The sequence below is a fragment of the Komagataeibacter xylinus genome (assembly GCF_009834365.1).
GTDB lineage: Bacteria > Pseudomonadota > Alphaproteobacteria > Acetobacterales > Acetobacteraceae > Komagataeibacter > Komagataeibacter xylinus_D.
Map to the genome: position 1 here is coordinate 1,907,431 of NZ_CP041348.1, position 23,504 is coordinate 1,930,934.

The 23,504-nt window shown below is 60.5% G+C and carries 21 protein-coding genes and 1 pseudogene; 11 read left to right on the forward strand and 11 right to left on the reverse strand.

The features are described 5' to 3' along the window. Positions 1 to 59 precede the first annotated feature (59 nt). From FMA36_RS09085 to FMA36_RS09110, 6 genes are all read right to left on the reverse strand, one after another. Complete coding sequence (locus FMA36_RS09085) at positions 60 to 911, reverse strand: transporter substrate-binding domain-containing protein (protein WP_159262067.1); 852 nt, start codon at positions 909 to 911, stop codon at positions 60 to 62. Further along, positions 908 to 1,810: a 4-hydroxy-tetrahydrodipicolinate synthase gene (gene dapA, locus FMA36_RS09090; RefSeq protein WP_346766519.1), complete on the reverse strand. Its 903-nt coding sequence runs from the start codon at positions 1,808 to 1,810 to the stop codon at positions 908 to 910. The genes FMA36_RS09085 and dapA overlap by 4 nt, the downstream gene beginning before the upstream one ends. Positions 1,811 to 1,919: 109 nt before the next feature. After that, positions 1,920 to 2,654 (reverse strand): amino acid ABC transporter ATP-binding protein, encoded by a 735-nt coding sequence (locus tag FMA36_RS09095; protein ID WP_240906314.1) that lies wholly within the window; start codon positions 2,652 to 2,654, stop codon positions 1,920 to 1,922. Beyond that, complete coding sequence (locus FMA36_RS09100) at positions 2,641 to 3,297, reverse strand: amino acid ABC transporter permease (RefSeq protein ID WP_159262069.1); 657 nt, start codon at positions 3,295 to 3,297, stop codon at positions 2,641 to 2,643. The genes FMA36_RS09095 and FMA36_RS09100 overlap by 14 nt, the downstream gene beginning before the upstream one ends. Positions 3,298 to 3,300: 3 nt before the next feature. Further along, positions 3,301 to 3,951, reverse strand: a complete 651-nt coding sequence (locus FMA36_RS09105; protein WP_159262070.1) for an amino acid ABC transporter permease — start codon at positions 3,949 to 3,951, stop codon at positions 3,301 to 3,303. A 3-nt stretch (positions 3,952 to 3,954) separates the two neighbouring features. Then, the gene (locus FMA36_RS09110) at positions 3,955 to 4,788 is read right to left on the reverse strand and encodes a transporter substrate-binding domain-containing protein (RefSeq protein ID WP_159262071.1); all 834 of its coding nucleotides are present in this window, start codon (positions 4,786 to 4,788) and stop codon (positions 3,955 to 3,957) included. A 118-nt stretch (positions 4,789 to 4,906) separates the two neighbouring features. Between FMA36_RS09110 and FMA36_RS09115 the strand changes: the two genes are divergently transcribed. From FMA36_RS09115 to FMA36_RS09155, 9 genes are all read left to right on the forward strand, one after another. Further along, positions 4,907 to 5,188 (forward strand): (2Fe-2S)-binding protein, encoded by a 282-nt coding sequence (locus FMA36_RS09115; RefSeq protein WP_206065065.1) that lies wholly within the window; start codon positions 4,907 to 4,909, stop codon positions 5,186 to 5,188. Then, on the forward strand, positions 5,185 to 6,600 hold the full coding sequence (locus FMA36_RS09120; protein WP_240906315.1) for an FAD/NAD(P)-dependent oxidoreductase: 1,416 nt from the start codon (positions 5,185 to 5,187) through the stop codon (positions 6,598 to 6,600). Before FMA36_RS09115 ends, FMA36_RS09120 begins: the two co-directional genes overlap by 4 nt. Further along, positions 6,597 to 7,754, forward strand: coding sequence for an NAD(P)/FAD-dependent oxidoreductase (locus FMA36_RS09125; RefSeq protein ID WP_159262072.1), 1,158 nt, complete (start codon positions 6,597 to 6,599; stop codon positions 7,752 to 7,754). Before FMA36_RS09120 ends, FMA36_RS09125 begins: the two co-directional genes overlap by 4 nt. Beyond that, positions 7,754 to 8,692, forward strand: coding sequence for a dihydrodipicolinate synthase family protein (locus tag FMA36_RS09130; protein WP_159262073.1), 939 nt, complete (start codon positions 7,754 to 7,756; stop codon positions 8,690 to 8,692). Before FMA36_RS09125 ends, FMA36_RS09130 begins: the two co-directional genes overlap by 1 nt. A gap of 17 nt (positions 8,693 to 8,709) precedes the next feature. Further along, a complete protein-coding gene (locus FMA36_RS09135; RefSeq protein ID WP_167517989.1) occupies positions 8,710 to 9,348 on the forward strand; it encodes a GntR family transcriptional regulator in 639 nt (212 codons plus the stop codon). Positions 9,349 to 9,482: 134 nt separating this feature from the next. Further along, positions 9,483 to 10,874 (forward strand): dihydropyrimidinase, encoded by a 1,392-nt coding sequence (gene hydA / locus FMA36_RS09140; RefSeq protein ID WP_159262075.1) that lies wholly within the window; start codon positions 9,483 to 9,485, stop codon positions 10,872 to 10,874. Between the two features lie 436 nt (positions 10,875 to 11,310). Next, on the forward strand, positions 11,311 to 12,564 hold the full coding sequence (locus tag FMA36_RS09145) for a M20/M25/M40 family metallo-hydrolase (protein WP_159262076.1): 1,254 nt from the start codon (positions 11,311 to 11,313) through the stop codon (positions 12,562 to 12,564). Positions 12,565 to 12,636: 72 nt separating this feature from the next. After that, positions 12,637 to 15,198: a TonB-dependent receptor plug domain-containing protein gene (locus tag FMA36_RS09150; protein WP_159262077.1), complete on the forward strand. Its 2,562-nt coding sequence runs from the start codon at positions 12,637 to 12,639 to the stop codon at positions 15,196 to 15,198. A 345-nt stretch (positions 15,199 to 15,543) separates the two neighbouring features. Further along, the gene (locus FMA36_RS09155) at positions 15,544 to 16,551 is read left to right on the forward strand and encodes a zinc-dependent alcohol dehydrogenase family protein (protein WP_159262078.1); all 1,008 of its coding nucleotides are present in this window, start codon (positions 15,544 to 15,546) and stop codon (positions 16,549 to 16,551) included. An 89-nt stretch (positions 16,552 to 16,640) separates the two neighbouring features. Here FMA36_RS09155 and FMA36_RS09160 read toward each other — a convergent pair whose 3' ends face one another. Further along, the gene (locus FMA36_RS09160) at positions 16,641 to 18,386 is read right to left on the reverse strand and encodes an oleate hydratase (protein ID WP_159262079.1); all 1,746 of its coding nucleotides are present in this window, start codon (positions 18,384 to 18,386) and stop codon (positions 16,641 to 16,643) included. 260 nt (positions 18,387 to 18,646) lie between these two features. Between FMA36_RS09160 and FMA36_RS09165 the strand changes: the two genes are divergently transcribed. Continuing rightward, positions 18,647 to 19,183: a phospholipase D family nuclease gene (locus FMA36_RS09165; RefSeq protein ID WP_159262080.1), complete on the forward strand. Its 537-nt coding sequence runs from the start codon at positions 18,647 to 18,649 to the stop codon at positions 19,181 to 19,183. Here the strand turns inward: FMA36_RS09165 and FMA36_RS09170 are convergent. Continuing rightward, positions 19,161 to 20,039: a LysR family transcriptional regulator gene (locus FMA36_RS09170; RefSeq protein WP_159262081.1), complete on the reverse strand. Its 879-nt coding sequence runs from the start codon at positions 20,037 to 20,039 to the stop codon at positions 19,161 to 19,163. The two genes, FMA36_RS09165 and FMA36_RS09170, sit on opposite strands and share 23 nt — an antisense overlap. Positions 20,040 to 20,158: 119 nt before the next feature. On the opposite strand from FMA36_RS09170, the pseudogene FMA36_RS09175 reads away from it, so the two are divergent. Next, positions 20,159 to 21,202: pseudogene (locus FMA36_RS09175) on the forward strand (YeiH family protein); the annotation flags it as partial. Between the two features lie 51 nt (positions 21,203 to 21,253). On the opposite strand, the gene FMA36_RS09180 reads toward FMA36_RS09175, so the two are convergent. From FMA36_RS09180 to FMA36_RS09190, 3 genes are read right to left on the reverse strand one after another with little or no spacing between them, the layout of a single operon-like run. Next, entirely contained in the window at positions 21,254 to 21,589 is a 336-nt protein-coding gene (locus FMA36_RS09180; RefSeq protein WP_159262082.1) for a DUF2934 domain-containing protein, read from the reverse strand. A 33-nt stretch (positions 21,590 to 21,622) separates the two neighbouring features. Continuing rightward, positions 21,623 to 22,417, reverse strand: a complete 795-nt coding sequence (locus tag FMA36_RS09185) for a family 1 encapsulin nanocompartment shell protein (RefSeq protein ID WP_159262083.1) — start codon at positions 22,415 to 22,417, stop codon at positions 21,623 to 21,625. 12 nt (positions 22,418 to 22,429) lie between these two features. After that, entirely contained in the window at positions 22,430 to 23,437 is a 1,008-nt protein-coding gene (locus FMA36_RS09190) for a Dyp-type peroxidase (protein ID WP_159262084.1), read from the reverse strand. Between the last annotated feature and the right edge of the window lie 67 nt (positions 23,438 to 23,504).

Consider the following 23,504-nt stretch of genomic DNA (forward strand, 5'->3'; position numbering starts at 1 on the left):
GCGCCTGTGACAGGACAAAACGGAACGGCCATGCGCCCCGGTTCACCTGTATGATCCGGTTAGGGGTTGGTTGCATCTGTCTGTGGGCCATACAGCCTGATTTCACCAGGTGGCGGGTGAATTCCATAAGGCTGCATGATGCGTTCAAGCGTGCCGTCAATGCGCATGTCATTGAGAACGGTTGTAATGGCCATGGCCAGCGCATGGTCATGCACGGCCAGGACAACCGGGGTCGGGAACAGGCCGGACAGCGCGGGGTGCAGGCCGCCTTCCTGTGCCATGCGGGTCGCGACCGCATCGATTGACGTGACAGCCGCGACCTGGCCTGCGCGCAGGGCCATGAAGGCAACCGAGAAATCATCAAAGGTGTGGATCTCGAGCCCCTTGTGTCCAGCGGCCCGTAACTGACGGTCAATGTCGCGTGTGCGCTGTTCTTCAAAACCACCAAGTTCCACGCCCACGGCCATGCCCGCCATATCCATGATGTTGCTGACATGGTGTGTATCGGTATCGGCCATGCTGACGCTTATGGACTGGATCTCGTAGGGGATCAGTTCGAGCATGCGGGCGCGTTCATGTTTATAGAACATGCCGGTATCAACCACATCCCACCGGCGCTCGAGCAGGCCGAGGATCATGGTGGAAAAGGCCGTGGAAATGTAGGTGGGCCTGAGGCAGAGCCGCCGGGCGATTTCTGTGCCCAGTTCGATACGCATGCCATGCAGGTGCCCGTCGATGCGCATGTACTGCAGCGGCGGCAGGGAGGGATTGGTGGCCATGACCAACTGCCCTGGTGATGCCATGGCATGGGTGTCCAGCCCCGTCGGGCAGGCCGCAAGGGCCTGCCCGGCAGGTGCTGCCACAACAAGTGACAGCATGCCGAAAAAGGACAGAAAGCGCCGTGGCATCATGCTGGCGTGTAAGCCAGCTTGTACTGGCGCACCAGTTCAGCGGCCTGCTTGTCCAGTGCTGCAGGCAGGGGCAGGCGGGGCGCGCGCGGCTGGCCTACTTTAAGACCCATGTGGTGCAGCAGCGCCTTTGAACCCGCAACATAGGCCTGCCCGCCCACAAAGCGGATGAGCGGGGTGTATTCATAATACAGGTCACGGGCCGCGGCGATGGTCTCGGCCTTCTGGCACAGGTTGAAGATCTGGCTCATCTGTGTCGGTGCCGCATTGGAGGCCACGGCCACCCAGCCCACGGCGCCTTCAATAAAGCTTTCAAAGCCCATGATGCCGCCAAACACGTCCAGCCTGTCGCCACACAGGCGGATGATGTCACGCACGCGCGTCACATCCATGGTGGATTCCTTGATCATGGTGCAGTTGTCGATTTCCGACAGGCGGCTGACCAGTTCGGGCACCAGATCCACATTGGCCGTGGCCGGGTTGTTGTACAGCATGATGGGAATGTTGATGGCGCGTGCAATGCGGTCGTAATGCACGAACAGTTCGTCATCGGTGGGCGTGGAATAGAAGGGCGGGATGATCATGACACCATCAGCACCCATCTGTTCAGCGCTTTTGCTGTAACGGATGACATCAAGCGTATTTTCCGCACCCGTGCCAATCAGCACCGGCACCCGGCCCGCGGCCTGATCGATGACGGTCTGGGCCACCAGGGCGCGTTCATCATCGGTCAGTGACAGGAATTCCCCCGTGGAGCCAAGCGGCACGAGGCCGTGGATGCCACTTTCAATCTGCCAGTCAACAAAACGGCGCAGGGCCGGAATATCAACGGCGCCCTGTTCATCGAACGGGGTGATCATGACTGTGTAAGTGCCACGGAATTTCATTGTTTTCATGTCCATATTTCATCATTTCGGGGCATCGGTTCTGCCAGGCCCCATCGCGCGCAGCCTGCGCGCATGTTTCAGATCGTATGCTTTAACCTGTCTTACATGGGCGGTTGCCTTCCTGTTACGCTTGATGGGCTTCGGCTGCCATGAAGCGGGCAATCGCGGCATTGTCGTCCTGGTCCCGTTTCGGGCTGGCAGTAGCGGCAATGCGACCGTCGTGCATCAGCACGATACGGTCGGAAAGGGAGCGGACCACATCCATGTTGTGCGAGACCTGTATGATCGTCACACCCTGGGCCGCAAGTTTCCCGAACAGGTCTGACATGGCGGCGATACGGATGGGGTCCAGCGCGGAAGTCGGTTCATCCATCAGCAGGATTTCCGGGTGAAGCATAAGGGCGCGGGCAATGGCGATGCGCTGTTTCTGCCCGCCTGAAAGCTGGGGCGGGCGCTTGCCTTCATGGCCCTGCATGTCGGTCAGGCGCAGGACTTCGTGCATTTCCTCGAGCAGGGGGGCGCGCTTCTTTTTACCTACCACCGTGGGGGCGAGCAGCAGGTTCTGTTCTACGGTCAGATGGTCGAACAGGCCAAAGCTCTGGAACACCATTGCCATGCGACTGCGCACCGCGCGCAGGCCAGCCTTCGTGGCGTAATCGATCGGTTTGCCCTCAAGCCGTATTTCCCCCCCCGAAAGCGGCGTCAGGCCGATCAGGACGCGCAGCATGGTGCTCTTGCCCGAGCCGGAGGGGCCGATCAGGCTGACGATTTCACCCTTTTCGATATCCAGATCAACGCCGAGCAGGATGGGGTTGGCGCCGTAACTGGCCTGCACGTTCCTGAACTCAAGATATGACAAGTTTCTTCTCCATTTTCTGGATCATGACCGTCAACGGAAATGAAATCACGAAATACAGGATCAGGATGGTGAAAAAGACATGGAAGGTTGGCAGGCCCCGGTTGGTCAGGATGATGCCGGCCTGGTTCAGTTCAATGACCCCGATCTGGGATGCAAGTGCCGTGTCCTTGATGAACAGTACAAGGTAGCCCAGCATAGGCGGCACGATGAGCGGCAGGCTCTGCGGCAAAATGACGTGCCGGAGGATGGCCGCGCTGCCCATGTTCATGGTCCGGGCGACTTCGATCTTGTCAGCCCCCACGGCACGCAGGCCGCCCTGCACGATCTCGGTAATATACGTGCTGCCGATCAGGCCGATGGCCAGGATCGAGACCGTGACGGCGGAAATATCCAGCCCGCTCATGCCTGATACGTAAAACACCAGATACAGCACGATAATGAACGGGATGCGGCGGACGACCGTGCACCCGCCGCCCACCACAAGCCGCAGCGGCGCGAACAGGCGTGCGCGTGAGAAGCAGATCAGTCCCATGCCCGTTCCCCCCGCAATGGCCAGCGCGCCGCCACACAGCGAGAGGTAGAATGTTGTCAGGAAGGCATGCCACAGCAGCAGCACATCATAGGACGTGAAGGGCTGGGTCATGATCTAGACCAGCCGCCGCAGGGACATGAGAAAGCGCGAGGCCAGGAACGACATGGCCACATACAGCACCGCCGTGATGGACAGGACCTCGAACGAGCGGAACGTGACGGAGGCAAGGTAATAGGCCCGCCCGGTCAGTTCCTCCACACCAAAGATGGACGCCATGGACGTGCCCAGCAGCATGATGACGAAATGGTTGTTAAGCGCCGGATACATGATGCGCAGCACATGAGGCACGATGATGCGCATGTATTTCTGGCGCAGGTTCAGCCCCAGTGTGTCGGCGGCTTCATGATAGATGCGCGGCGTCTGCCCGATGCCCGCCACCAGGATGTTGGACAGGTAAGCCGAGGCATTGAGGGTCATGCCCAGCAGCACGGACACGAAAGGCGACAGATTGATGCCCGCCATGGGGAGGCAGTAGAACATTGCAAAGATCTGTGAAAGTTGCGGCGTGTTGGTAAAGAAGATGACAAAGCCCGATGCCGCCGGGCGCAGGCCGCCGCCAGATTCCATGCGTGCAATGGCCAGCCCCAGCCCGAGCACCAGCGCCATGAGGAAGGCCATGAGCGCAAGCATGACACTCTCCCCCGCGCCACCGAGCAGGTAGGGGAGTGCCTGCAGCACGCGCTGATAATGCAGTCCGTGCCCCATGGATCAGAAAGCCGGAGACATGTGAATCGGGTGCGGATCGTCCAGGCCAAACCATTTCCTGTAGGTGCCCTCGATCACGTGCGTGTCGTGCAGCGTGAAGATGGCCAGGTTCAGCCAGCGTCGCAGGCTGTCGTTGCCCCGTGCCAGGCCGATGCAGTCATAACCCAGCGCCACATCGGCGGGGTTGGCGGTCTGCCATGCGACTGCGGGGTGCGTACGTGTATAGGGGGCCATGTATTCCATCACGTCAACCAGCGCGTCGGCCCGGTTCTGGGCCAGTACCATGATGGCATCGGCATAGCTGTCGAGCAGCAGCAGCTGCGCCTTGGGCATGTTGGCCTGTACGAACGGCAGGGCGGATGAGCCGCGTACGCCAACAAGGCGCACGCTCTCGCTGTTGAGGTCCGTGAAGTCCTTATAGTCATGTCCCTTTACGCTCAGTATGCCAAAACCCTCGGCATAGAGCGGAGCGGTGAAATCGATGACGAGTGCCCGGTCAACCGTGCGGGTCATGCCGCCGAGCACGATATCGATCTTGTTGGCCAGCAGGTAGGGAATGCGGTTGCCTGATGTAATGGGAATGAAGTTCGCCTTCACGCCCATCAGGTGCGCAATCTGGTCTGCCATATCGATGTCGAAACCTTCAGGCGTGTTTGTGGGGCCATAAGCCCCGAGTGGGGGCAGGGCAAGGTTGACCCCCACATTCAGAACGCCATCCGAAATGATTCGGTCAAGATCGCGCGCATGGAGTGTGGTTGGGGCAAAGAGAGGCCCCGCAAGGCAGAATGCGGCGATATACAGCATTTTTTTCAGCTTTTTCTGCACTTCTGGTGTCATGCCCGCCGTCTTTTATATTTTGGTTGCCATCATACTGCGTTCAGGTTAGGCATGATATGCGAGTTGTATACAAAGGCAACTTTTTTATGTCGATATCGCATCTTTCCGGGATACTGAATTGAAAAAAACCTCTGGAAAATCAGGTGATCTGCCAATTTCGTTCTGGTTTGATGGGCAGGAAATCCGTGCGGCGGAAGGCGAATCAGTCGCTGTATCATTGCGGCGGAATAATATTCTCACTCTTGGTCGTTCCCCGGTTGATGATGCGGCGCGCGGTGTGTTCTGCATGATGGGCGTGTGTCAGGAATGTGTGGTTCGCATTGATGGAAAAACCGCGAATGCCTGCCGCCAGATCGTGCGGCAGGGCATGCGTGTCGAGACAGGCCTGAACGAACAATGAAACACGACTGCGACTGTATTATCGTAGGGGCCGGTGTTGCGGGCGCCATGACGGCGCTCGTGGCGCAGCGCCACGGGCTGCATGTCATCGTGGTGGATGACAATGCCACGCCGGGCGGGCAGGTCTACCGCCAGCCTTCACCTTATGCCCGCGCCCATGTTCCTGCCGATGCCGAAAGGCGCGAAGGCGACCACCTGCGTGACAAGCTGCGTGCATCGGGCATCGAGATCCGCAGCGGCCATGGCGTATGGTCGGTCACGGCGGGTTTCCGGGTGGAGCTGTGCCATGACGAGGCGATGGCCTCGCTGTCGGCGCCCGTGCTTGTGGGGGCGACAGGAGCTACCGAGCGCTTCCATCCGTTTGAAGGCTGGACCGACCCGGCAGTCACGGGGCTTGCCGCTGCCAGCATCCTGCTGCGCGCGGGCGGCATCCTGCCCGGACAGCGCACGGTTGTGGCGGGCAGCGGGCCGCTGCTGTTTTCTGTCGCGCACCAGATCATGGAGCTTGGCGGCGAGGTCGCAGCCATTGTCGATACGGCAGGCACTGCGCAATGGGCCCGCATGGGCGCAACCCTTGTGCTTGATGCCGCGCGCATGGGGCAGGGCCTTGCGTGGATGCGCGAGATCCGGCGGCGCAAGATTCCCATCCATCATCGTGCCTGCGTGCGCTCTGTCACGCGGCGGGGCAACGTGGTGGATGTCGCCATCCGCTCGCTTGCGGGCAAAGACCGCGATGTGACCATCGAGGCGGATGCCGTGGCGTGCGGGTATGGCCTGCGTCCTTCCACCGACCTGTCGCGTCTTTTGCATGCACGCCATGATTATGACGCGGCGGCCGGGTACTGGCAGTGCGCGGCAGACCCGTACGGGCGGTCGAGCATCAGCGGGTTTTATGTCTCGGGTGATGGCGCAGGTATTCGTGGTGCATCGGTTGCCCGGCTGCGCGGCATCCTGAGCGGACATGCCATTGCCCATGACATGGGGCGGATCGACAGCGCTACATTCGCCGATCTGTGCCGTCCTGTCCTGAGCCGCCTGCGCAGGCTGGATGTCGTATCGCGGCAGATGGTGCGCCTGATGAATCCCGGCAGCATCGTTCTGGCCAATACCGAGGCGGATACGCCGGTCTGCCGCTGCGAGCGTGTCAGTCGTGCCACGATCGAGCAGGCCATTGATGATGGCGCGCACGAGATCAACCAGGTCAAGTCATGGACCCGCTGCGGCATGGGGCCGTGCCAGGGCAGGATGTGCGAGGATAGCGTGCGGCAGCTGCTCGCGCACCGCACGCACCAGAGCCCTGATGCCGTCGGGCATTACACGACCCGCATGCCCCTGCGGCCCCTGCCTGTACAGGCCGTGACCGGGACCTATACTTACGCGGACATTCCGCTGCCCAAGGCTGCACCGCTATGAGCGTACGGACTTCTTCCACCCATCGTTATGATGCCGTGATCATCGGGTCCGGCGTGATGGGGGCCACCACGGCGCTCATGCTCGGCCGTGCCGGGCTGAAAACCGCGCTGGTGGACCGGCGCTCCATTTTCCGCGAGGCATCGGGTGTCAATGCCGGCACGCTGACCCTGCACATGATCCGTGCGGGGCTGATCCCCCATGCCATGCGCGGGCGTGAAATGTGGCTCAACGCGCGTGAGTGGCTGGGGCGTGACGTGGGGGCCACGGCAACGCCGGGCCTGTCACTGGCCTTTACCCCGGCTGAATGTGAACTGGTTGAACAGCGCGCGACGGTTCGCCGGGAAATGGGTGCGCCGATCGAGGTGATATCGGGCGCGCGGGCGCGCGAAATCGAACCCGGCGCCAATCCTGACGTGCTCGCGGCGGCCTATTGCCCGCTGGATGGCTTCATCCCGACCTATGTGGTGGGGCAGGCCTATGCGCGCGCGCTCGCGCAGGCCGGTGTTGACGTGCTTGAAGACTGCCCCGTGAGCGATGTCAGGCCCTGTGATGGTGGTGGTTATGATATCGTAACGGGTGGCCGCGCGGGCGTGGTGCATGGCACGCGCGTCGTCTTTGCCGGCGGTGTGTGGCTGCAGCGCATGCTGGCATGGCTGGGCCTGAATGTACGGATACGCTGCCTGATCAACCAGCTGGTGGTGACCGAGCGCATGCCACCGGTCATGAATAACGTGATCAGTATCGCCAATGGCCTGCTTTCCCTCAAGCAGTTCCAGAATGGCACCGTGCTGATTGGCGGCGGCTGGCAGGGCGAGGGCAACATCGACGAGGGTGGCACCCGCGTCATTCCTGAAAACCTGCAGGGCAACGTCCGTCTGGCGCGCCACACCATTCCCCGCCTGGATCAAAGCCGCATCGTGCGCGTGTGGCTTGGCCTTGAATCGGAAACCGATGACGCAATGCCGATCATTGGTTCCATCCCCACTTATGACAACGCGTTTGTCATTGGCTGTGTCCATTCCGGCTTTACCAGTGGTCCGTATATGGGCGCGCTCCTTGCGCGGCACATACTGGGCGAGGATGTGGACCTTGCTGCCTTTGATATCGGCCGCTTTACCGCAATGGCCAGTCCCGTTTCCCAAGAGGAAAAATAATGCTTCCCAGTAAGGCGTTTCCCTTTCGCGGTATTTATGCAGCCACGCTGCTGCCCCTTGATGCTTCCGGTGCCATTGAACCGGACCGGCTGGCGGAGCACCTGCGCAGCTGTACCGCGCCTGACGGGATTGTTGGCGTGCTGTGCAACGGCCATGCGGGCGAGGTGCATCTCCTGACCCGTGCCGAGCGCCGGCAGGTGGTGGAGATTGCATCAGCCACGATCGGGGCGAGCCGCATCATCGTTTCTGGCGTGCTGTCGGAATCGCTTGATGAAGCCGTGGCCCATGCCCGCGACGCACAGGATGCTGGCGCAGATGCCATTCTGGTGTTCCCGCCGTTTTCATGGAGTGTGGCGCAGGATGCGGCCGTGATCGTCGCCCATCATGAGGCGCTGGCGCGTGCGGTTGATATTCCGGTGGTGCTGTACCAGTCCTCTGTCGGGAGTGGGGGCATGGCTTATAGCGCCGCCATTCTTGAGCGGCTGGTGCGCATTCCCGGTGTTGTTGCGGTCAAGGAAGGCAGTTGGGAAAGTGCGACCTACGACCGAAACCTTCGCCTTGTCCAGCGCGTGGCACCGCAGGTCGAGGTCATGGCATCGGGTGACGAGCACCTGCTGCCCTGCTTTGCCATTGGCACCACGGGCAGCATGGTCAGCCTTGCCGCGGTCATTCCGCAGGCCATTGTCAGGCTCAAGGCAAGCATTGACAGCGGCGATATTGAACAGGCCCGCGTGATCAACGAGCACATTCAGCCCCTCGCCAACCTTATCTATGGCTGCGCACCCGGTAGTCGGGCTAGTCTCCGGCTCAAGGCATGTCTGGTTCATCTCGGGGTGTGGCCATCGGCGCGGACGCGACGGGAAGCCGAAGTTCTTTCGCCCGAAGAAAATCGCGTGCTGGGGGCGGCTTTGGAAAAAGCCGTTCGCTGGGAAGGTTGATAAGGGACAGGAAAACGGTGACAGAGCGCGAATTGAGCCTGGCTGAGCAGGCATACGACCAGATACGGCGTATGATCCTGGAACGCGAATTGCCAGGGGGGATGTCGGTGGTGGAAAACCGGATGGTTGACCATCTGGAGATTTCCCGCACGCCCATCCGTGAGGCACTGATGCGTCTTGCGGCAGAAGGATTGCTGGTCAAGCGGGGGTCGCGCTCTTTTGCCGTGCGGGGTGTATCGGCCGCCGAATTCTTCCAGAGCATCCGTATCCGTGAAATTCTGGAATGTGAAGCGATCACGCTTGCCCATAACAAGATTGACAAGGACCGGATACTGGCGCTGCGCCGTTCGGTTGTGGAACTGGGCAAATACCCCGAGCAGACCGCGGCGCACTGGAAGCTGGATGATCAGTTGCACCAGATGTTTGCCAATGCATCGGGTAACATCGTGCTGTCACGCACCATAACCGACCTGCGCACATCGACCCGTTTGTGTGAGGTAACGAATCCCCTGGGCCGCGTGCCCGCGTCGACCGCAGAACATCTGGCCCTGCTGGATGCCTTTCTGGATGAGGATGTGGAAAGCGCCAAGACCGCCATGCTCAATCACCTGCGCAATGTCGCATCGGACTGTGTCGCCACGCTGCGCGGCATGTAGCGCCTGCCTGTGGCATTGCCGTCCTGCGCGCCCGCGGCGGGTTGTTGATACAATTTTGTCGGGAGCGGATTTTCCCTGCCCGGGCGCTGGCAGGGCAGTCCATTCCGGCTCCTTCCGTCTGACAGGATCATGACATGACATATGATATTGTAATTCGTAACGGCACCATCGTTACGGCAGATGCAACCTTTCGTGGCGATGTAGGCATCAATGGCACGCAGATCGCAGCCGTGGGGCAGCACCTTGAAGGGCGTGAGACGATCGATGCGCAGGGACTGCTGGTCATGCCCGGTGGTGTGGATGGCCATTGCCATATCGAGCAGGACGAAGCCGATGGCAGCGTGCATGAGGACAGCTTCAGCACCGCCAGTGCATCAGCACTTGCGGGAGGCACGACAACGGTTGTCTGTTTCTCCGCCCATCTGCCCAATGGGCGGTCGCTTGTCGACCAGTTCGAAACATATGTGGAAAAGGGACGGCGCTCACGGATCGATTACGCCATCCACCAGATCATTACGAACGCGGATGAACAGACCATTGCCGAAGGTATCCCCGAAGTGGTGCGCCGGGGTGTCGCGGGGCTGAAGGTCTTCATGACCTATGATGACTTCCATCTCGGCGATGGTGATTTTCTGAAGGTGCTCGAGGCCGCGCGCAATGCTGGCACGATCGTGTCGGTACATTGCGAGAATTATGAAGCGATCAGCTTCATGATCAAGGAATGTCTTGCCCGTAACGAGACATCACCCCGTTATCATGCCCTGTCCCGGCCGCCGTGCCTGGAGCGTGAGGCCACGTATCGCGCCATGGTCCTTGCCGGGCTGATCGAGCAGAAGATCCAGATCTTCCATGTATCCTGCCCCGAAGTGGTGGAAGAGATTGACCGTGCCCGCAAGCGCGGCGTGCCCGTGGTGGCTGAAACCTGCCCCCAGTATTTTGTCCTGACAGGCGCGGATATGGACCGTCCCGGCTTTGAAGGCGCACGGTACATGTGCAGCCCGCCGCCGCGCACCAAGGCAGATTCCGCTGGCCTGTGGTCCTATGTGCGGCGTGGGGTGATCGATGTGATTTCATCCGATCACTGCGGTTACAGCTATGATGGCCCGCTCGGTAAATCACGCTTTGGCCGTGATGCGCCTTTCTCCCTCGTGCCGAATGGCATACCGGGACTGGCAACGCGTCTGCCGCTCATTTTTGATGAGGGCGTGAACAAGGGCAACATTACGCTCAACCAGTTTGTGGCCCTTGTTTCCACCAATCCGGCCCGCCGGTATGGGCTGCACCCGCGCAAGGGCACGATCGCGCCCGGCGCCGATGCGGATATCGTGCTGTGGGACCCCGAAAAGACGGTGACAATCACCAACAGCCTTCTGCACCATGCCATTGACTACACGCCGTATGAGGGGCGTCAGGTCAAGGGCTGGCCGGTCATGACCCTTTCTGGCGGCAGGATCGGCATGCGTGACAATGCCATCCTCGCTGCAGAAGGCGATGGCAGCTTTGTTGCCCCGCTCAAGGGGAACTGACGGGTATTTGCAGGAGCGGACGCCGAGCCTGCTCCTGCTGCCCGTACCTACGTATAATTTGTAGAATTACAGTACAAATATCCCTCCCCTGTGGCGTTTAGGTCACTCTTGGGGAGGGATTTTTTTTGTACATTCCATGGTGTAGCAGGGCGCAATAGCCCTTTCCTGCCGAATCTCGCTGCCGATGCTCAGATTCGTTCCGACTTGTACATTGATTATAAATAAAAAGGCTATTTTTGGCCGATATGACCTTTTCATTTCGCTTTACACGTTCAGATATGAAAGGTATACAATTCGCATACCCACCCTGTCGGCTGCATGTATGTCACGAGCACCGGAGGGAGGTGGGGTCCGGGTTGGTGCAGACTAGATTTGTGCCGTGAATGTAACAATTGACCGAATTCCTTAATTCTACTGAAGAATTGGGAGAGATTGCATGAGCCGCATGAATTACGTTCGCGACCTTGAGCTTGAGATCGACCGGGAACACCGCACGCGGCAGATACCGTTTCTGCAGGAACTGGTACGGGTTCCGTCTGACAATCCGCCGGGTGACTGCGCGCCCCATGCGCTCGTGGCCGCCAGCCTGATCGAGGCGCTGGGGTTTAAGGTCGAACGTCATCCCGTTCCGCAGGAACAGGTTGCGCGTTATGGCATGAAAACCGTGACCAACCTGATTGTCCGCCAGCGTTTTGGCACGGGCGAGGGGCCTGTAATCGCCCTGAACGCCCATGGTGATGTCGTGCCGCCAGGAGAAGGGTGGCACCATGACCCGTATGGCGGCGAGATTGTGGATGGCGCGCTTTATGGGCGTGGCGCTGCCGTCTCCAAGGCGGATTTTGCCACCTATGTCTTTGCGCTGCGTGTCCTGGTCAAATGCTGTCCTGACCTGAATGGCACGGTTGAACTGCACTTTACCTATGATGAGGAAACCGGTGGCCTGCTCGGTCCGGGCTGGCTGCTGGAGCAGGGGCTGACAAAGCCGGATTACGTGATCAGCGCCGGTTTCACCTACGCGGTCATGATCGCGCATAATGGCAGCCTGCAGCTTGATGTGCACCTGGCAGGCAAGGCCGCGCATTCCGCATGGCCTGAAACCGGGCATGACGCTCTTGAAGCCGCCAACGCCGTGCTGTCGGTGCTCTATGCATGGCGCAAGGAAATCGCTTCGAATGTCTCCGCCATCGACGGGATTGACGGGCCTACGCTGGTTATTGGCACGATTCAGGGCGGCGTTGCGGCCAATGTCGTGCCCGAGCAGGCCTCTTTCCGTCTTGAGCGGCGTATTCTGCCAGATGAAAGCCCTGAAAACGTTGAGCGGGAACTGCGCGATGTGATTGCGCATGCTCTGGCTCCGTATCCCCATATCCGCTTTCAGATCGATCGCTGCCTGCTGGCCCGTCCGCTGGTGCCGGTTGCCGAGCAGAAAGTTCTGACGGATGCAATCCGCCAGGCGGGGCAGGAAGTTCTGGGCGAGGAAATTCCAATAAAGGGAATGCCGCTTTTTACCGATGCGCGACTGTACAGCGCAGCCGGATGCCCGACCGTGCTGTATGGCGCAGGGCCGCGGAAACTACAGGATGCCAATGGTCACCGTGCTGATGAACACGTCATGCTGGATGATCTGAAGCGGGCGACTTTGATAGTTGCAGAATCGTTACGAATTATATTATCAAATAATTCCAAGTAAAAAAATCCCGATACGTAGTAACAAAGTAAAGGCGGGTCGATATATCCGTTCATGCCGAAGGACAGAATTGACATGGTATTCCGACGACAGCTACTCGCAGCCACCATATGTGTGACCGGATGTTTCGATGCGGTGCACGCATTCGCCCAGACTGCTGCTGAACCTGCAGCCAAGCCCAAGCCTGTGCGGCATGCTGCCACCAAGGCCGCCACGCCCAGCCGTGCCCAGCATACACTTGCTTCGGGTGGCCGCGCCGCCACCGACGCGCCTGAAGTCATGATCGTGACGGGAACCCACTCCAGCAACAAGCGGGCGCGTAACAGCACCAGTCCTGTTACTGTCGTATCGGGGGCAACGCTGCGCCGTTCGGGCCAGATGAACCTTGCGGATGCGCTGACGCGTACCTATGCCTCGATCAATGTCAGCACCATGGGCACGGATGCGGGCGCACTGACATCGGCCATCCGCATGCGCGGCCTCACACCCAACCAGGTGCTGGTGCTCGTTGATGGCAAGCGCCGCCACACGACCGGTAACATCAACGCTGACGCAGGCCCCGACTTCGGTTCAACCCCGGTTGACCTGAACATGATTCCCGCCAACTCGATCGACCATATCGAGGTGTTGGAAGATGGCGCTGCCGCCATGTATGGCTCGGACGCCATTGCAGGTGTGGTGAACATCATCACCAAGAAGCAGGACCATGGCTTTGATGCCAGCTTCCAGACGGGTGCCAACGCCTATAACGGCGATGGCTGGCAGTATCAGGTCAATGCCGATGGCGGCATGAAGCTCGGCGAGAACGGCTTCCTGCACATCAGCGGGCAGGTTTACCATACGGATCACTTCGTTACGAAGGCGATGGACAACCGGCTGAATGGGTACACGCCTCCGGGTGCTGCCAACGAGCAGTATACCGGTAACGTCAAGGTCTCGCCCTATTCCAACCAGATCATGAGCACGCCGGAAGAAACGCGCGAGAACCTGGGTATTGAATGGGGCAAGCAGTTTACGCCCGGCATCAACTTCTATGGCCTGATCACCTATGCCCATCGGCATGCGGAAGGGTATGAAAACTATCGTCTGCCTTCGGGGGCGTCCAACAGCGTGCCGGCATATTATCCCGAAGGGTATTCGCCGCTGGAAACCAACGAGGAAAACGATTACGCCGCGACCCTTGGCCTCAAGGGCGACAACTTCATGGGGTTCAACTGGGACCTGAGCACCACCTATGGTGCGGATGAAGACAAGATCGGCGTCAAGGATACCGTCAACCCCAACCTGTACGCTGATACCGGTTATTCGCCCCAGAAGGTGCGTGCCGCGTCCTATCGCATGTCGCAGTGGACAAATAACGCCGATTTCCGCCGTCATTTCAATATTGGCCATGCCGTGCCGATGACGCTGGCCTTCGGCGCCGAGCACCGGCTGGAAGAATACCAGATCAAGGCAGGTGATCCTGCATCCTACATCGATGGTGGCAGCCAGGCACTTGCCGGTCTGACCCCGCAGGATGCCGGCAAGTGGGACCGTGACGTCTGGGCCGGTTACATTGATGGTGACTTCAAGCTGACCCGTAAGTGGGATCTTGATTTTGCCGGCCGTTTTGAACATTACACCGACGTGGGCAACACCGAGAACGGCAAGGTCTCGACCCGCTACGATTTCAACCGGCGTGTCGGTATCCGTGGCACCATCAGCAACGGCTTCCGCGCGCCCACCATGGCGGAGCAGCACTATAGCGCCGTCAACGTGGGTCCGACCACGGCGCTCGGCCTGCTGCCGGTCAATTCGCCCGAAGCAATCGGGACCGGGGCATCCAAGCTCAAGCCCGAGCGTTCGACCAGTGTAAGTGGCGGTATCGTTCTGGAGCCGGTTGATGGTTTCCATATCGAGGCCGATGTTTACCAGATCAATATCCGTGACCGTATCGTGCAGGGTGGCGTGACAACAGGTGAGGCCGCCGTCAATGCACTGCAGCAGATGGGTGTGAGCCTGCCTGCGTTTGATGCCCAGTCCGCCAACTCCGTGCAGACCTATTACTTCACCAATGGTGCAAGCACGCGCACGCAGGGCCTGGACATCAAGGCTGATTACATGTTCCGTATGCACAAATACGGCAACCTGATGCTGTCCATGTCGCTTGATCTGAACAGGACGCGCCTGCACCATAACGGTACGTCAAGCACGGGTGATGCCCTGCTGAATGCGGAAAATACCGCGTGGCTGACCACGTCCTATCCGCGTAGCAAGATCATCCTCAATGCCTTCTATACTTACAAGAACTGGGACTTCAACATCCGTCAGACGCGTTATGGCGAAACGACTGACATGATGCAGTATCAGGACTGGACCCCGACCAATGCAACCTGCGGTTCGCAGGCGCTTGAAAACTCCAACCAGTGCTTCTACCAGTTCAAGAACACCCCGCGCTGGCTGACCGATATTGAAATCGGTTATCAGGTGACACCGCGCTGGCATGTTGCGGTTGGTGCGAACAACGTGTTCAACATCCGCCCCCGCAAGGTGCCCGGTGTGGTCAACCAGCTTGGTGCCAACGTGTATGATTCCATGTCGTCTCAGGTGCCGATGACCGGTGGCTATTATTACGGTCGCATCAACTTCAAGCTCTGATCCAATACTGTTGCACGTGCTCTTGATGGGCATGTGCATTTTTGTTCTGCTGTTACCTGATCTCCTGCCCCACGCATGACGGGGGCAGGGTCAACAGTTGCCCTGCATGGCTTATTGCCCCGGCAACTGTATCGGCTTCGCCTGCCTGTGTTTTCCTGGTGGAAGCAAAAAGCGTAAACCAATAATCCGTTAAGCGCCGCATGTGCCGGTAAACACGCTGCTTCTGGCACCCAGGACCGGGCATGGCTTGCCCTGCGCGCTATCGCGCTGCCGCAGCAGGTCATATTGGAGTGCGTGGCCTGTATCTGGTATCTTGCCTTTCACTGTAGTGAGGAGATACCCGCGATGCCCAGAACGGTTATTGTGCAGCCGCCCGGCGGCTTCGATCATGTTACCATGTCTGACCAGCCTGCCCGCGCGCCGGGCCATGGTGAAATCAGGGTCAGGCTGCATGCCTCCTCGCTGAACTATCATGATTATGCGGTTGTCAGCGGCATGTGGGCACCCACGGTGCCGCGCATCCCCATGGCCGATGGCGCGGGTGAAGTGCTGGAGGTAGGCGCGGGCGTAAGCGAATTCGCACCCGGTGACCGTGTTGTCAGCACGTTTTTCCCCACCTGGCTTGGTGGCGCGCCAGAGGTGATCGGCTTCACCACCGTGCCGGGTGATGGCGTGGATGGCTATGCACGCGAGGACGTGACCGCGCCCGCCACCTCCTTTACCCATGCGCCGCGCGGCTGGTCGCATGCCGAGGCGGCAACGCTGACCACGGCGGGGCTGACGGCATGGCGCGCGCTGTTTGTTGATGATGCCGTAAAGCCCGGTGATACGGTGCTGGTGCAGGGCACGGGCGGCGTGTCGATCTTCGCACTGCAATTTGCCAAGATGGCAGGGGCTACGGTCATCGCCACCTCATCGAGCGCTGCCAAGCTCGAGCGCCTGCGCGCCCTTGGCGCAGACCATGTCATCAATTACCGCGAAAACCCGCAATGGGGTGCCACCGCATGGGAACTGACCGGCGGCCGGGGCGTGGACCATATCATCGAGGTCGGTGGCCCTGCCACGCTGGCGCAGTCGATGGCGGCCATCCGGGTCGCGGGCCATATTTCCGTCATTGGTATCCTGACAGGTGTTGCAGGGCAGCTTGAAGTGGTGCCCATGCTGCTCAAGCAGTTCCGGCTGCAGGGCGTGCTGGTGGGCAGCAGGGCTGACCAGCGTTCCATGGTGCGGGCCTTTGAGGGCAATGGCATTCGCCCGATCATCGACCGCAGCTTTGCGCTTGAAGATATTGTGGCGGCTTTCCGTTATCAGGAAAGCAACCAGCATTTTGGCAAGATCTGCCTGGAGTTCTGAAAAACAGGTCAAAAGAGTAAAACGCGATCGGACGCCGCCTTTATTTCAAAAGGCGGCGCTTTTTCTGTAACGCCTGTGCAGGCTGCTTGCTAGATCAGGCCATAACGGGAGAGCAGGTCGCCAATTTCCGTGCCCTCGGTCATGTGGTGCACCACGCCCGATGCGGGGATCTTGCGCGCATCGCGCAGTTCGGCTGCGGCCTGTAGCAGCATGCGTACATCGTAAACGCTGCCAAATACTTCCGGCACGGCACGGTCAATGTCGAGCAGCGTATAGACCGCCTCCATTGCGGTGCGGACCGAATATTCGGTCGTGAACACCGTATCGCGCGGGGTTTCCGCAAACTGGCCCAGAAAAGCGAGGTTGATGCTGCCCTCGGGCACCACCTTTGGCCGGTCGCCTGCCGCGCGTGGCATGAACTGCGCGGTGATGAAGGGCATCATGCACGGATGGGTGGTGGCACCCGTTGCAGCCATGTCGTCAATCTTGTCTTCCGGCACACCCATGTGGAACAGCCATTCGCGCGTGATTTCCTCGCCGGTGCATTCCTGCATGGGTTTCTTGACGTAATTGCCCGGCACGTCGCTGAACAGGCCGTACAGCCACGCCACCATCTGCCCTTCAGGCTGGCCCTTGAAATGCGGCTGCCGGCTGACCACCCAGCTCATCAGCCACGCAGAATCGCGGATGGTGATCGGCCCGCCCGTAACCGTGCGGCCAGAGAAGGGATCGCGCCCCGTGACCTTGCGCACGAGATCTGGAATGCGCGCATCGCGCGTGGTGACGGTAGCGGACTCCCAGCGTGATTTCGTGGTGTCGCCACAGAACACGTCAGGCCGCCCGAAAGCAGGGTCCTGTGCCGCGATGTTACGCCACAACTGCCAGATATTGCCCTCGGCAATGCCGGTTTCGATCGGGGCAGGGGTATGGTGGTCGCCCCAGCGGGAGTTTTCCACCATGGAGCCATTGGTCACGAACACCAGATCATCCGCCTTGATGTCGATCCCATTGGACTGGCCATTCTCGAGCAGGTCGATGCGGGTTGCGACCTTTCTCCCGCCTGCCGTATCGACACGCACATTGGTCGCCTGCACGCCATGGCGGAACACCACGCCCTGCTCGGCCAGCCACGTGGCGAGCGGCTTGCTGAGGGATTCCTGCTGGTTGAAACGGGTGAATTTGAGCGTGTGCAGGTCTTTGAGGCCCAGGATCTGATGCACGAAGCGGGCGAGGTAGCGCTTCATCTCGATGGCGCTATGCCATGTCTCGAACGCGAACATGGAGCGCCAGAACAGCCAGAAATTCGATTTCATGAAATCGGCTGACAGTACATCGCTGATCATCTTGCCATCGAGCCTGTCTTCATCCGTCAGGATCAGGGTCAGGATTTCGCGCCGTGCCTTGCCGGTCAGGGTCAGGCTGTCACGGTCGGGCAGGGGCTGGCCGCGCTCCTGCATGGCGCGGATGGGGCTGCTGCTGGGGTCGGCGCGGTTGAGGCGGTAGAACTCATCAAGCACGGAGGCGCCGGGCACTTCGAGCGACGGGATCGAGCGGTACAGATCCCACAGGCACTGGAACTGCTCTTCCATTTCCCGCCCGCCGCGAATGAGCCAGCCGGTCTCGGCATTGCCCGTGCCATCAAGCGCGCCGCCATTGTCGCCTGAGGCTTCAAGAATGGTGATGCGTGCCGGGGGCATGCCCGCATCACGGATCAGGAAGGCGGCGGCGGCCATGCCACCAAGGCCGCCGCCTATGATCCAGGCTGCGCGGGTCTCAATCCCGGCGGGCTTTTCGGGGCGGACGAATGCTTCAAAATTGCTATGGGCATATCTCATGGAATTTGCGCCTTGTTGGAGCCATGCATCACGGCCCTGCCTTTTCCCCCGATGGGAAAGTCTGCTGAACATAGCGCGATTTTTGGACATTGATGTCGTTGATATTTATCAATCCGCAAAGCAGGGATACACGGGCCGGATACGGCGCCCGTGGCAGCCTGTGCGGCGCGGGGAGAGCGGGTTGGGCGTGCCCTTATGGTTTTGGAGCACATGGCTGAGCGCAAGAATTTATACAGATATTCGTAGATAAAGAAGAGAGCATGAAAAGCATTATTATAGCCCTTCTCTGTATTGGCCTGACAACGCCGGTTTATGCCCAGTCGCATATCGATGTCGGTTTCTCGCCCGAAGGATCGGCAACTGAGCTGGTGCTGAACGTGATCAGGAGTGCAAAGAGCCAGATCCGCATGATGGCGTTCTTCTTCAGCGCCGATAATGTGGTCGATGCCCTGATCAAGGCCAGGCAGCGCGGGGTGGATGTGGCAATCGTGCTTGATGAGGAAGGCAATCAGGGCAAGGGCAACCAGATGGCCATCGCACGGGTCAGGGATGCCGGTATTCAGGTCAGGATGGATGATGTCTACGCCATGCAGCACGACAAGGTCATCATTACCGATGGTCGGAATGTCGAGACCGGTTCATTCAATTTCACCAAGGGTGCGCAGCGCAAGAATAGTGAAAACGCCCTGGTGATCTGGGATGATCTTGCCCTTGCGCAGGCCTATCTGGCGCATTGGCAGAACCGGTGGGATCACGCCCGCCAGGCATGGCGTTTCAGCCTGCCTCCCGGCCAATAAGGGCCAGCAGGGCTTCCGCCGCCGGGCTACGGTAGCGTTCCTTGTGGCGTAGCCCGTAAAAGGCGCGCAGGCCGAGTTCGCGCGGCACGGCATGCAGCGTGCCCGCCTGCAATGCGGGGGCGATGACCAGCGAAGACAGCGCGCCAATGCCAGCCCCGGCTTCGATCGCAGTGCGCACGCCTTCGTTGGAGGGTAGGACAAGCCCGATTTTCAGTTCTTCCGGCGCAATGCCCCACTGGCGCAGCTGGTGCTCCAGTGTGGCCCGTGTGCCCGAGCCCGGCTCGCGCATGACCCATGTGGCCGTGCGCAGCCACTGCGTGCCGGCATGGGCGGGCGGGCAGGGGGCGGCCTGTATCAGGGTCAGGCGGTCGGTGCCCAGAGGCCACTGGGCCAGGGCTGGGTCATCGATCAGGGCCTCGACAATGCCAAGGTCAACCACGCCATCACGCACCCGTCCTGCTGCTTCCTCCGTGTTGCTGATGGCGACGTCAACGACAATGTGCGGATAGTGCTGGCGGAATGACACCAGAAAGCGCGGGAGCCAGTAGGCCGCAATGGTCTGGCTGGCCACCACGCGCAACGTGCCCCGCTTCAGGCCACTGAATTCCTCCAGCATGTTTTCAGCCGCTGCCGCCTGGGCCAGCACTGCCCGGGCTTCGGGCAGGAACAGGCGGCCGGCTTCCGTCAGCCTGATGCCGCGGCCGATGCGGTGGAACAGCTTGATGCCATGGCGCTCTTCAAGTGCCGCGATGGCGGCGGACACGGCGGATTGCGTCACGTTCAGCGCCCGACTGGCAGCGGTGACGTGCTCGCGTTCGGCCACGGCAATGAAAAGGCGGAGCTGTTCAAGGGTCATGTCCCAGCCCTACCACAACCAATCATAAAAAACGATTGAAACAAGAAAAACTATGCATTTGATTGATTGAATATCCGCCCCCTAACCTGCGTGGCGAAAGGGAGGATACCGTGACGACCATGCCATGCAGACCGCTGTTCCCGTTGCGAAACATTGATTTTCCAGCGCGTGTCGCGCCGGGTATCGGGCTGTGCCTGGCCATCGGCGCACTCGCCATCGGGCTTGAAAGGGCGCAGGCGGCGCTGTTTGGCAAGTCGTGGCTCGAAGCCCTTAACCTGGCCCTGCTGCTTGGCGTGGGCGTGCGCGCAATCTGGCGGCCCAGGCCTGCGTGCCTGCCCGGCATAAGCTTTTGTGCCCGCACCCTGCTCAATATCGCCATCGTGCTGCTCGGGGCCGCGTTCAGCGTGGGGGCGGTGCGCGCGATCGGACCGGGGCTTGTGGCGGGAGCCGTGGGCATCGTGGCGTTCGGTCTGGTTTTTACCTGCTGTGTGGGCTGGCTTGCGGGGTTACCCGCGCGGCAGACGCTGCTGGTGGCCTGCGGCAATTCCATATGCGGCAATTCGGCCATCATGGCAGCCGCCCCGATTATCGAGGCCGATGATGACGACGTGGGCGCAAGCATTGCCTTTACGGCAGCCGGTGGTCTTGTGGTGGTGCTGGGGCTGCCGTTGGTGGTGCCCTTGCTGGGGCTGCCCAAGGGCGCGGAGGGCGCGCTTGCGGGGTTGACGGTTTATGCCGTGCCGCAGGTTGTGGCAGCGGCAGCACCTTTTGGCGTGGCGGCCGTGCATGTCGGCACGCTGGTCAAGCTGGTGCGGGTGCTGATGCTCGGGCCGGTATGTGTTGTGCTGGCCCTGATTGCCAGCGCATGGCGCGCGCGTGAGGCGGCGCAGGGCGCATGCCTGCCGCCCGTGACCCGGCTGGTGCCGTGGTACATCATCGGTTTTGTGGCCATGATGGCGGTGCGGTCGGCGGGGGGAATTCCGGCTTGGCTTGTCATGCCGCTTAACTATTGGGCCACGTTTCTGACCATCCTCGCCATGGCGGCCCTCGGGCTGGGCGTTGAACTCCGGGCCGTTCTGCGGGCTGGCAGGGCTTTGATGGTCACGGTCAGCATTTCACTGATCGGGCTGCTTGGCGCGAGCATGGCGCTGGTGCGGGTCATGCTCGGGGGTAGGCAGGTGCAGGATGGAAATTCTCCATCCTGCACGGCAGGGTCAGTCCTGGTCTTTCAGGGCCTTTGCCTCTTTCTCGCGCGTGGCGAAGGGCACTTCCTGTTTGTCATCAAGTTCATCCATGCTGCCGCCGGAATTGCCAAGATTTTCCTCCAGCCAGGCCTGCTCGATGGGCTCTCCGTTGGCATCGAGCGGCACGGGTGAGTCAACGGGGATCTGGCCTGCATCGGGGTTGCTTTCCATCCCGATCAGTTCCGATGCGGCTTCACGGTAGGCAGCAGCACCACAGCCGGGCTTGCCGTCGGCTTCCCACAGTTCCTGGGCTTTGGCGGTGATGCGGGCTTCGGTTTCGGGTGTTGTGGCCAGGGGGTTCTGCATGATCATGTCCTTGAAAGCGTATTCGGTTTGAAATCAGTCGAGGGCGACGGCTGCCTCGCTGGTCAGCACCCGGAAGATAAAGCTCTCCTGCAGGTAAAGTTCGACCGTGTCAGCCGTATGGGACAGATAGCCGATCGAGAAATCCTGCCCGATATCAAGCTGCAGGTCACCGCCGCGCAGGGAGATGACAAAGGCCCCTTCAATGGCGGGCGCCCAGACCAGCTTGCCTTCAATCAGGCTCTCGATGTGTTTGCGCACCGGGTAGCCTGCATCATCACCGCCGCTGACCGCCTCATACGCCTTGGCACCAAGCACGATGGCATAGGGGCCGTTAACGCCCGCAAGGCGCAGTGCGCCAAGGGCATCGGCAATGGCATGCGGGTAATCCTTGACCGATGCGGGCAGCTTGACATGCGCGTTCGATGTCGCCTGCGCGATCCCGGCCATGCCGGCTGCGGTGTAGCCTGTAAAAATGGCACGATCCTCGGCAAAGGCGATTTTCTTTGCCGCATCCTTCACCGGCTGCCAGTCGGCATCGCACGCACCGCGTTCGACTGCATCGATTTCCGCGCGTGACAGGGTAAAGGGCACACGCAGTTCCACCACCGGCAGCACGTCGCGTATTACGGCCTGCACGCCGTCGGTCGGGGCATCGATGCGCCGCTCGCGCCCCGTGCCCACGGCAGAAAAGGCCGTGCCCTTGGGTTCGGAAACATCAACCACGCGGCGGCCGGCAAGGTGGCGGCGCAGGGTGCGGGTGGCTTCGTCCTCGATTTCGGTCCACGCGGCGGATGAAACGGGGGCAAGGTGTCTGTGCAGGTTGTTCATGTCTGGTGTCCTTTATTTCAGTGATCCGATGCTCAGCGAACCGGCCGGAGCCGCCACGGGCTGCGGCGCTGCGGCCACGGGGGGCTGTGGCGCGGGCAGGTCGGGTGCGGCATCAAGAAAATCAGAGGTGGGAATGAAGAACAGGTTGCCGGTCACTGCCGTGCTCACATCAAGCAGCCGGTCATAATTGCCCGGCGGCAGGCCTACGAACATGTTGCTGAGCATGCGCTCGATGCGCGCGGGCGAGCGGGCATAGCCGATGAAATAGGTGCCGAACTCGCCCGTGCCCACCGTGCCAAAGGGCATGTTGTCGCGCACGATCTGGAGCTGCTGGCCGTTTTCTTCAATATTGGTCAGCACGTTATGGGCGTAGCTGGGCTTGGCGGCCTCGGGCAGTTCAATGTCCGATACCTTCCTGCGGCCAACGATGTGCTCCTGCACCTCGGTGGGTATGGCATCCCATTTTTTCAGGTCGTGCAGGTATTTCTGGATGATGACATAGCTGCCGCCCTTGAAGGCCGGGTCTTCATCACCGATCAGGGTTGCATCACGGGCGGGCTGGTCGACCGGGTTTTCGGTGCCATCGACAAAACCGAGCAGGTCGCGGGCATCGAAATACTTGAACCCGTGCACTTCATCCACCACCGTGGCCACACCTTCAAGCCGCGAGACGATGGCGGTGGCGAGTTCAAAGCACAGGTCCATCCGCGTCGCGCGGATATGGAACAGAAGATCGCCCGGGGTGGAGGGGGCATGGTGCACGCCATTGATCTCGGCAAACGGGTGCAGGTCCATCGGGCGCGGTGCGCCGAACAGGCGGTCCCACGCCTGTGAGCCTATGCCGGTTATGCAACTCAGCCGACCATCATCAATACGGAATCCGACACCGCGTACAAGCGAGGACAGGTCTCCCATCAGGTCGCGCACCTGCGGGCCGACTTCGGTGTCGGCGCTGAGGGTCAGGACAAGAAAAACCGCGGCCTGGGTCAGCCTTGTGTCAATGGGTTGTGGTGTGGCCAATGCTCTCGAACTCCCTGCAGACAACGCCTGTAGCGGCCTAGCATAGGCAGGTGGCGGGGCGTGGCAA

Bases quoted from the DNA above. Each gene is read 5' to 3' on its own strand.
- FMA36_RS09085 (WP_159262067.1), bottom strand. From the start codon at position 911: ATGATGCCACGGCGCTTTCTGTCCTTTTTCGGCATGCTGTCACTTGTT.
- dapA (WP_346766519.1), bottom strand. From the start codon at position 1,810: ATGGACATGAAAACAATGAAATTCCGTGGCACTTACACAGTCATGATC.
- FMA36_RS09100 (WP_159262069.1), bottom strand. From the start codon at position 3,297: ATGACCCAGCCCTTCACGTCCTATGATGTGCTGCTGCTGTGGCATGCC.
- FMA36_RS09105 (WP_159262070.1), bottom strand. From the start codon at position 3,951: ATGGGGCACGGACTGCATTATCAGCGCGTGCTGCAGGCACTCCCCTAC.
- FMA36_RS09110 (WP_159262071.1), bottom strand. From the start codon at position 4,788: ATGACACCAGAAGTGCAGAAAAAGCTGAAAAAAATGCTGTATATCGCC.
- FMA36_RS09120 (WP_240906315.1), top strand. From the start codon at position 5,185: ATGAAACACGACTGCGACTGTATTATCGTAGGGGCCGGTGTTGCGGGC.
- FMA36_RS09125 (WP_159262072.1), top strand. From the start codon at position 6,597: ATGAGCGTACGGACTTCTTCCACCCATCGTTATGATGCCGTGATCATC.
- FMA36_RS09130 (WP_159262073.1), top strand. From the start codon at position 7,754: ATGCTTCCCAGTAAGGCGTTTCCCTTTCGCGGTATTTATGCAGCCACG.
- hydA (WP_159262075.1), top strand. From the start codon at position 9,483: ATGACATATGATATTGTAATTCGTAACGGCACCATCGTTACGGCAGAT.
- FMA36_RS09145 (WP_159262076.1), top strand. From the start codon at position 11,311: ATGAGCCGCATGAATTACGTTCGCGACCTTGAGCTTGAGATCGACCGG.
- FMA36_RS09150 (WP_159262077.1), top strand. From the start codon at position 12,637: ATGGTATTCCGACGACAGCTACTCGCAGCCACCATATGTGTGACCGGA.
- FMA36_RS09155 (WP_159262078.1), top strand. From the start codon at position 15,544: ATGCCCAGAACGGTTATTGTGCAGCCGCCCGGCGGCTTCGATCATGTT.
- FMA36_RS09160 (WP_159262079.1), bottom strand. From the start codon at position 18,386: ATGAGATATGCCCATAGCAATTTTGAAGCATTCGTCCGCCCCGAAAAG.
- FMA36_RS09165 (WP_159262080.1), top strand. From the start codon at position 18,647: ATGAAAAGCATTATTATAGCCCTTCTCTGTATTGGCCTGACAACGCCG.
- FMA36_RS09170 (WP_159262081.1), bottom strand. From the start codon at position 20,039: ATGACCCTTGAACAGCTCCGCCTTTTCATTGCCGTGGCCGAACGCGAG.
- FMA36_RS09180 (WP_159262082.1), bottom strand. From the start codon at position 21,589: ATGCAGAACCCCCTGGCCACAACACCCGAAACCGAAGCCCGCATCACC.
- FMA36_RS09185 (WP_159262083.1), bottom strand. From the start codon at position 22,417: ATGAACAACCTGCACAGACACCTTGCCCCCGTTTCATCCGCCGCGTGG.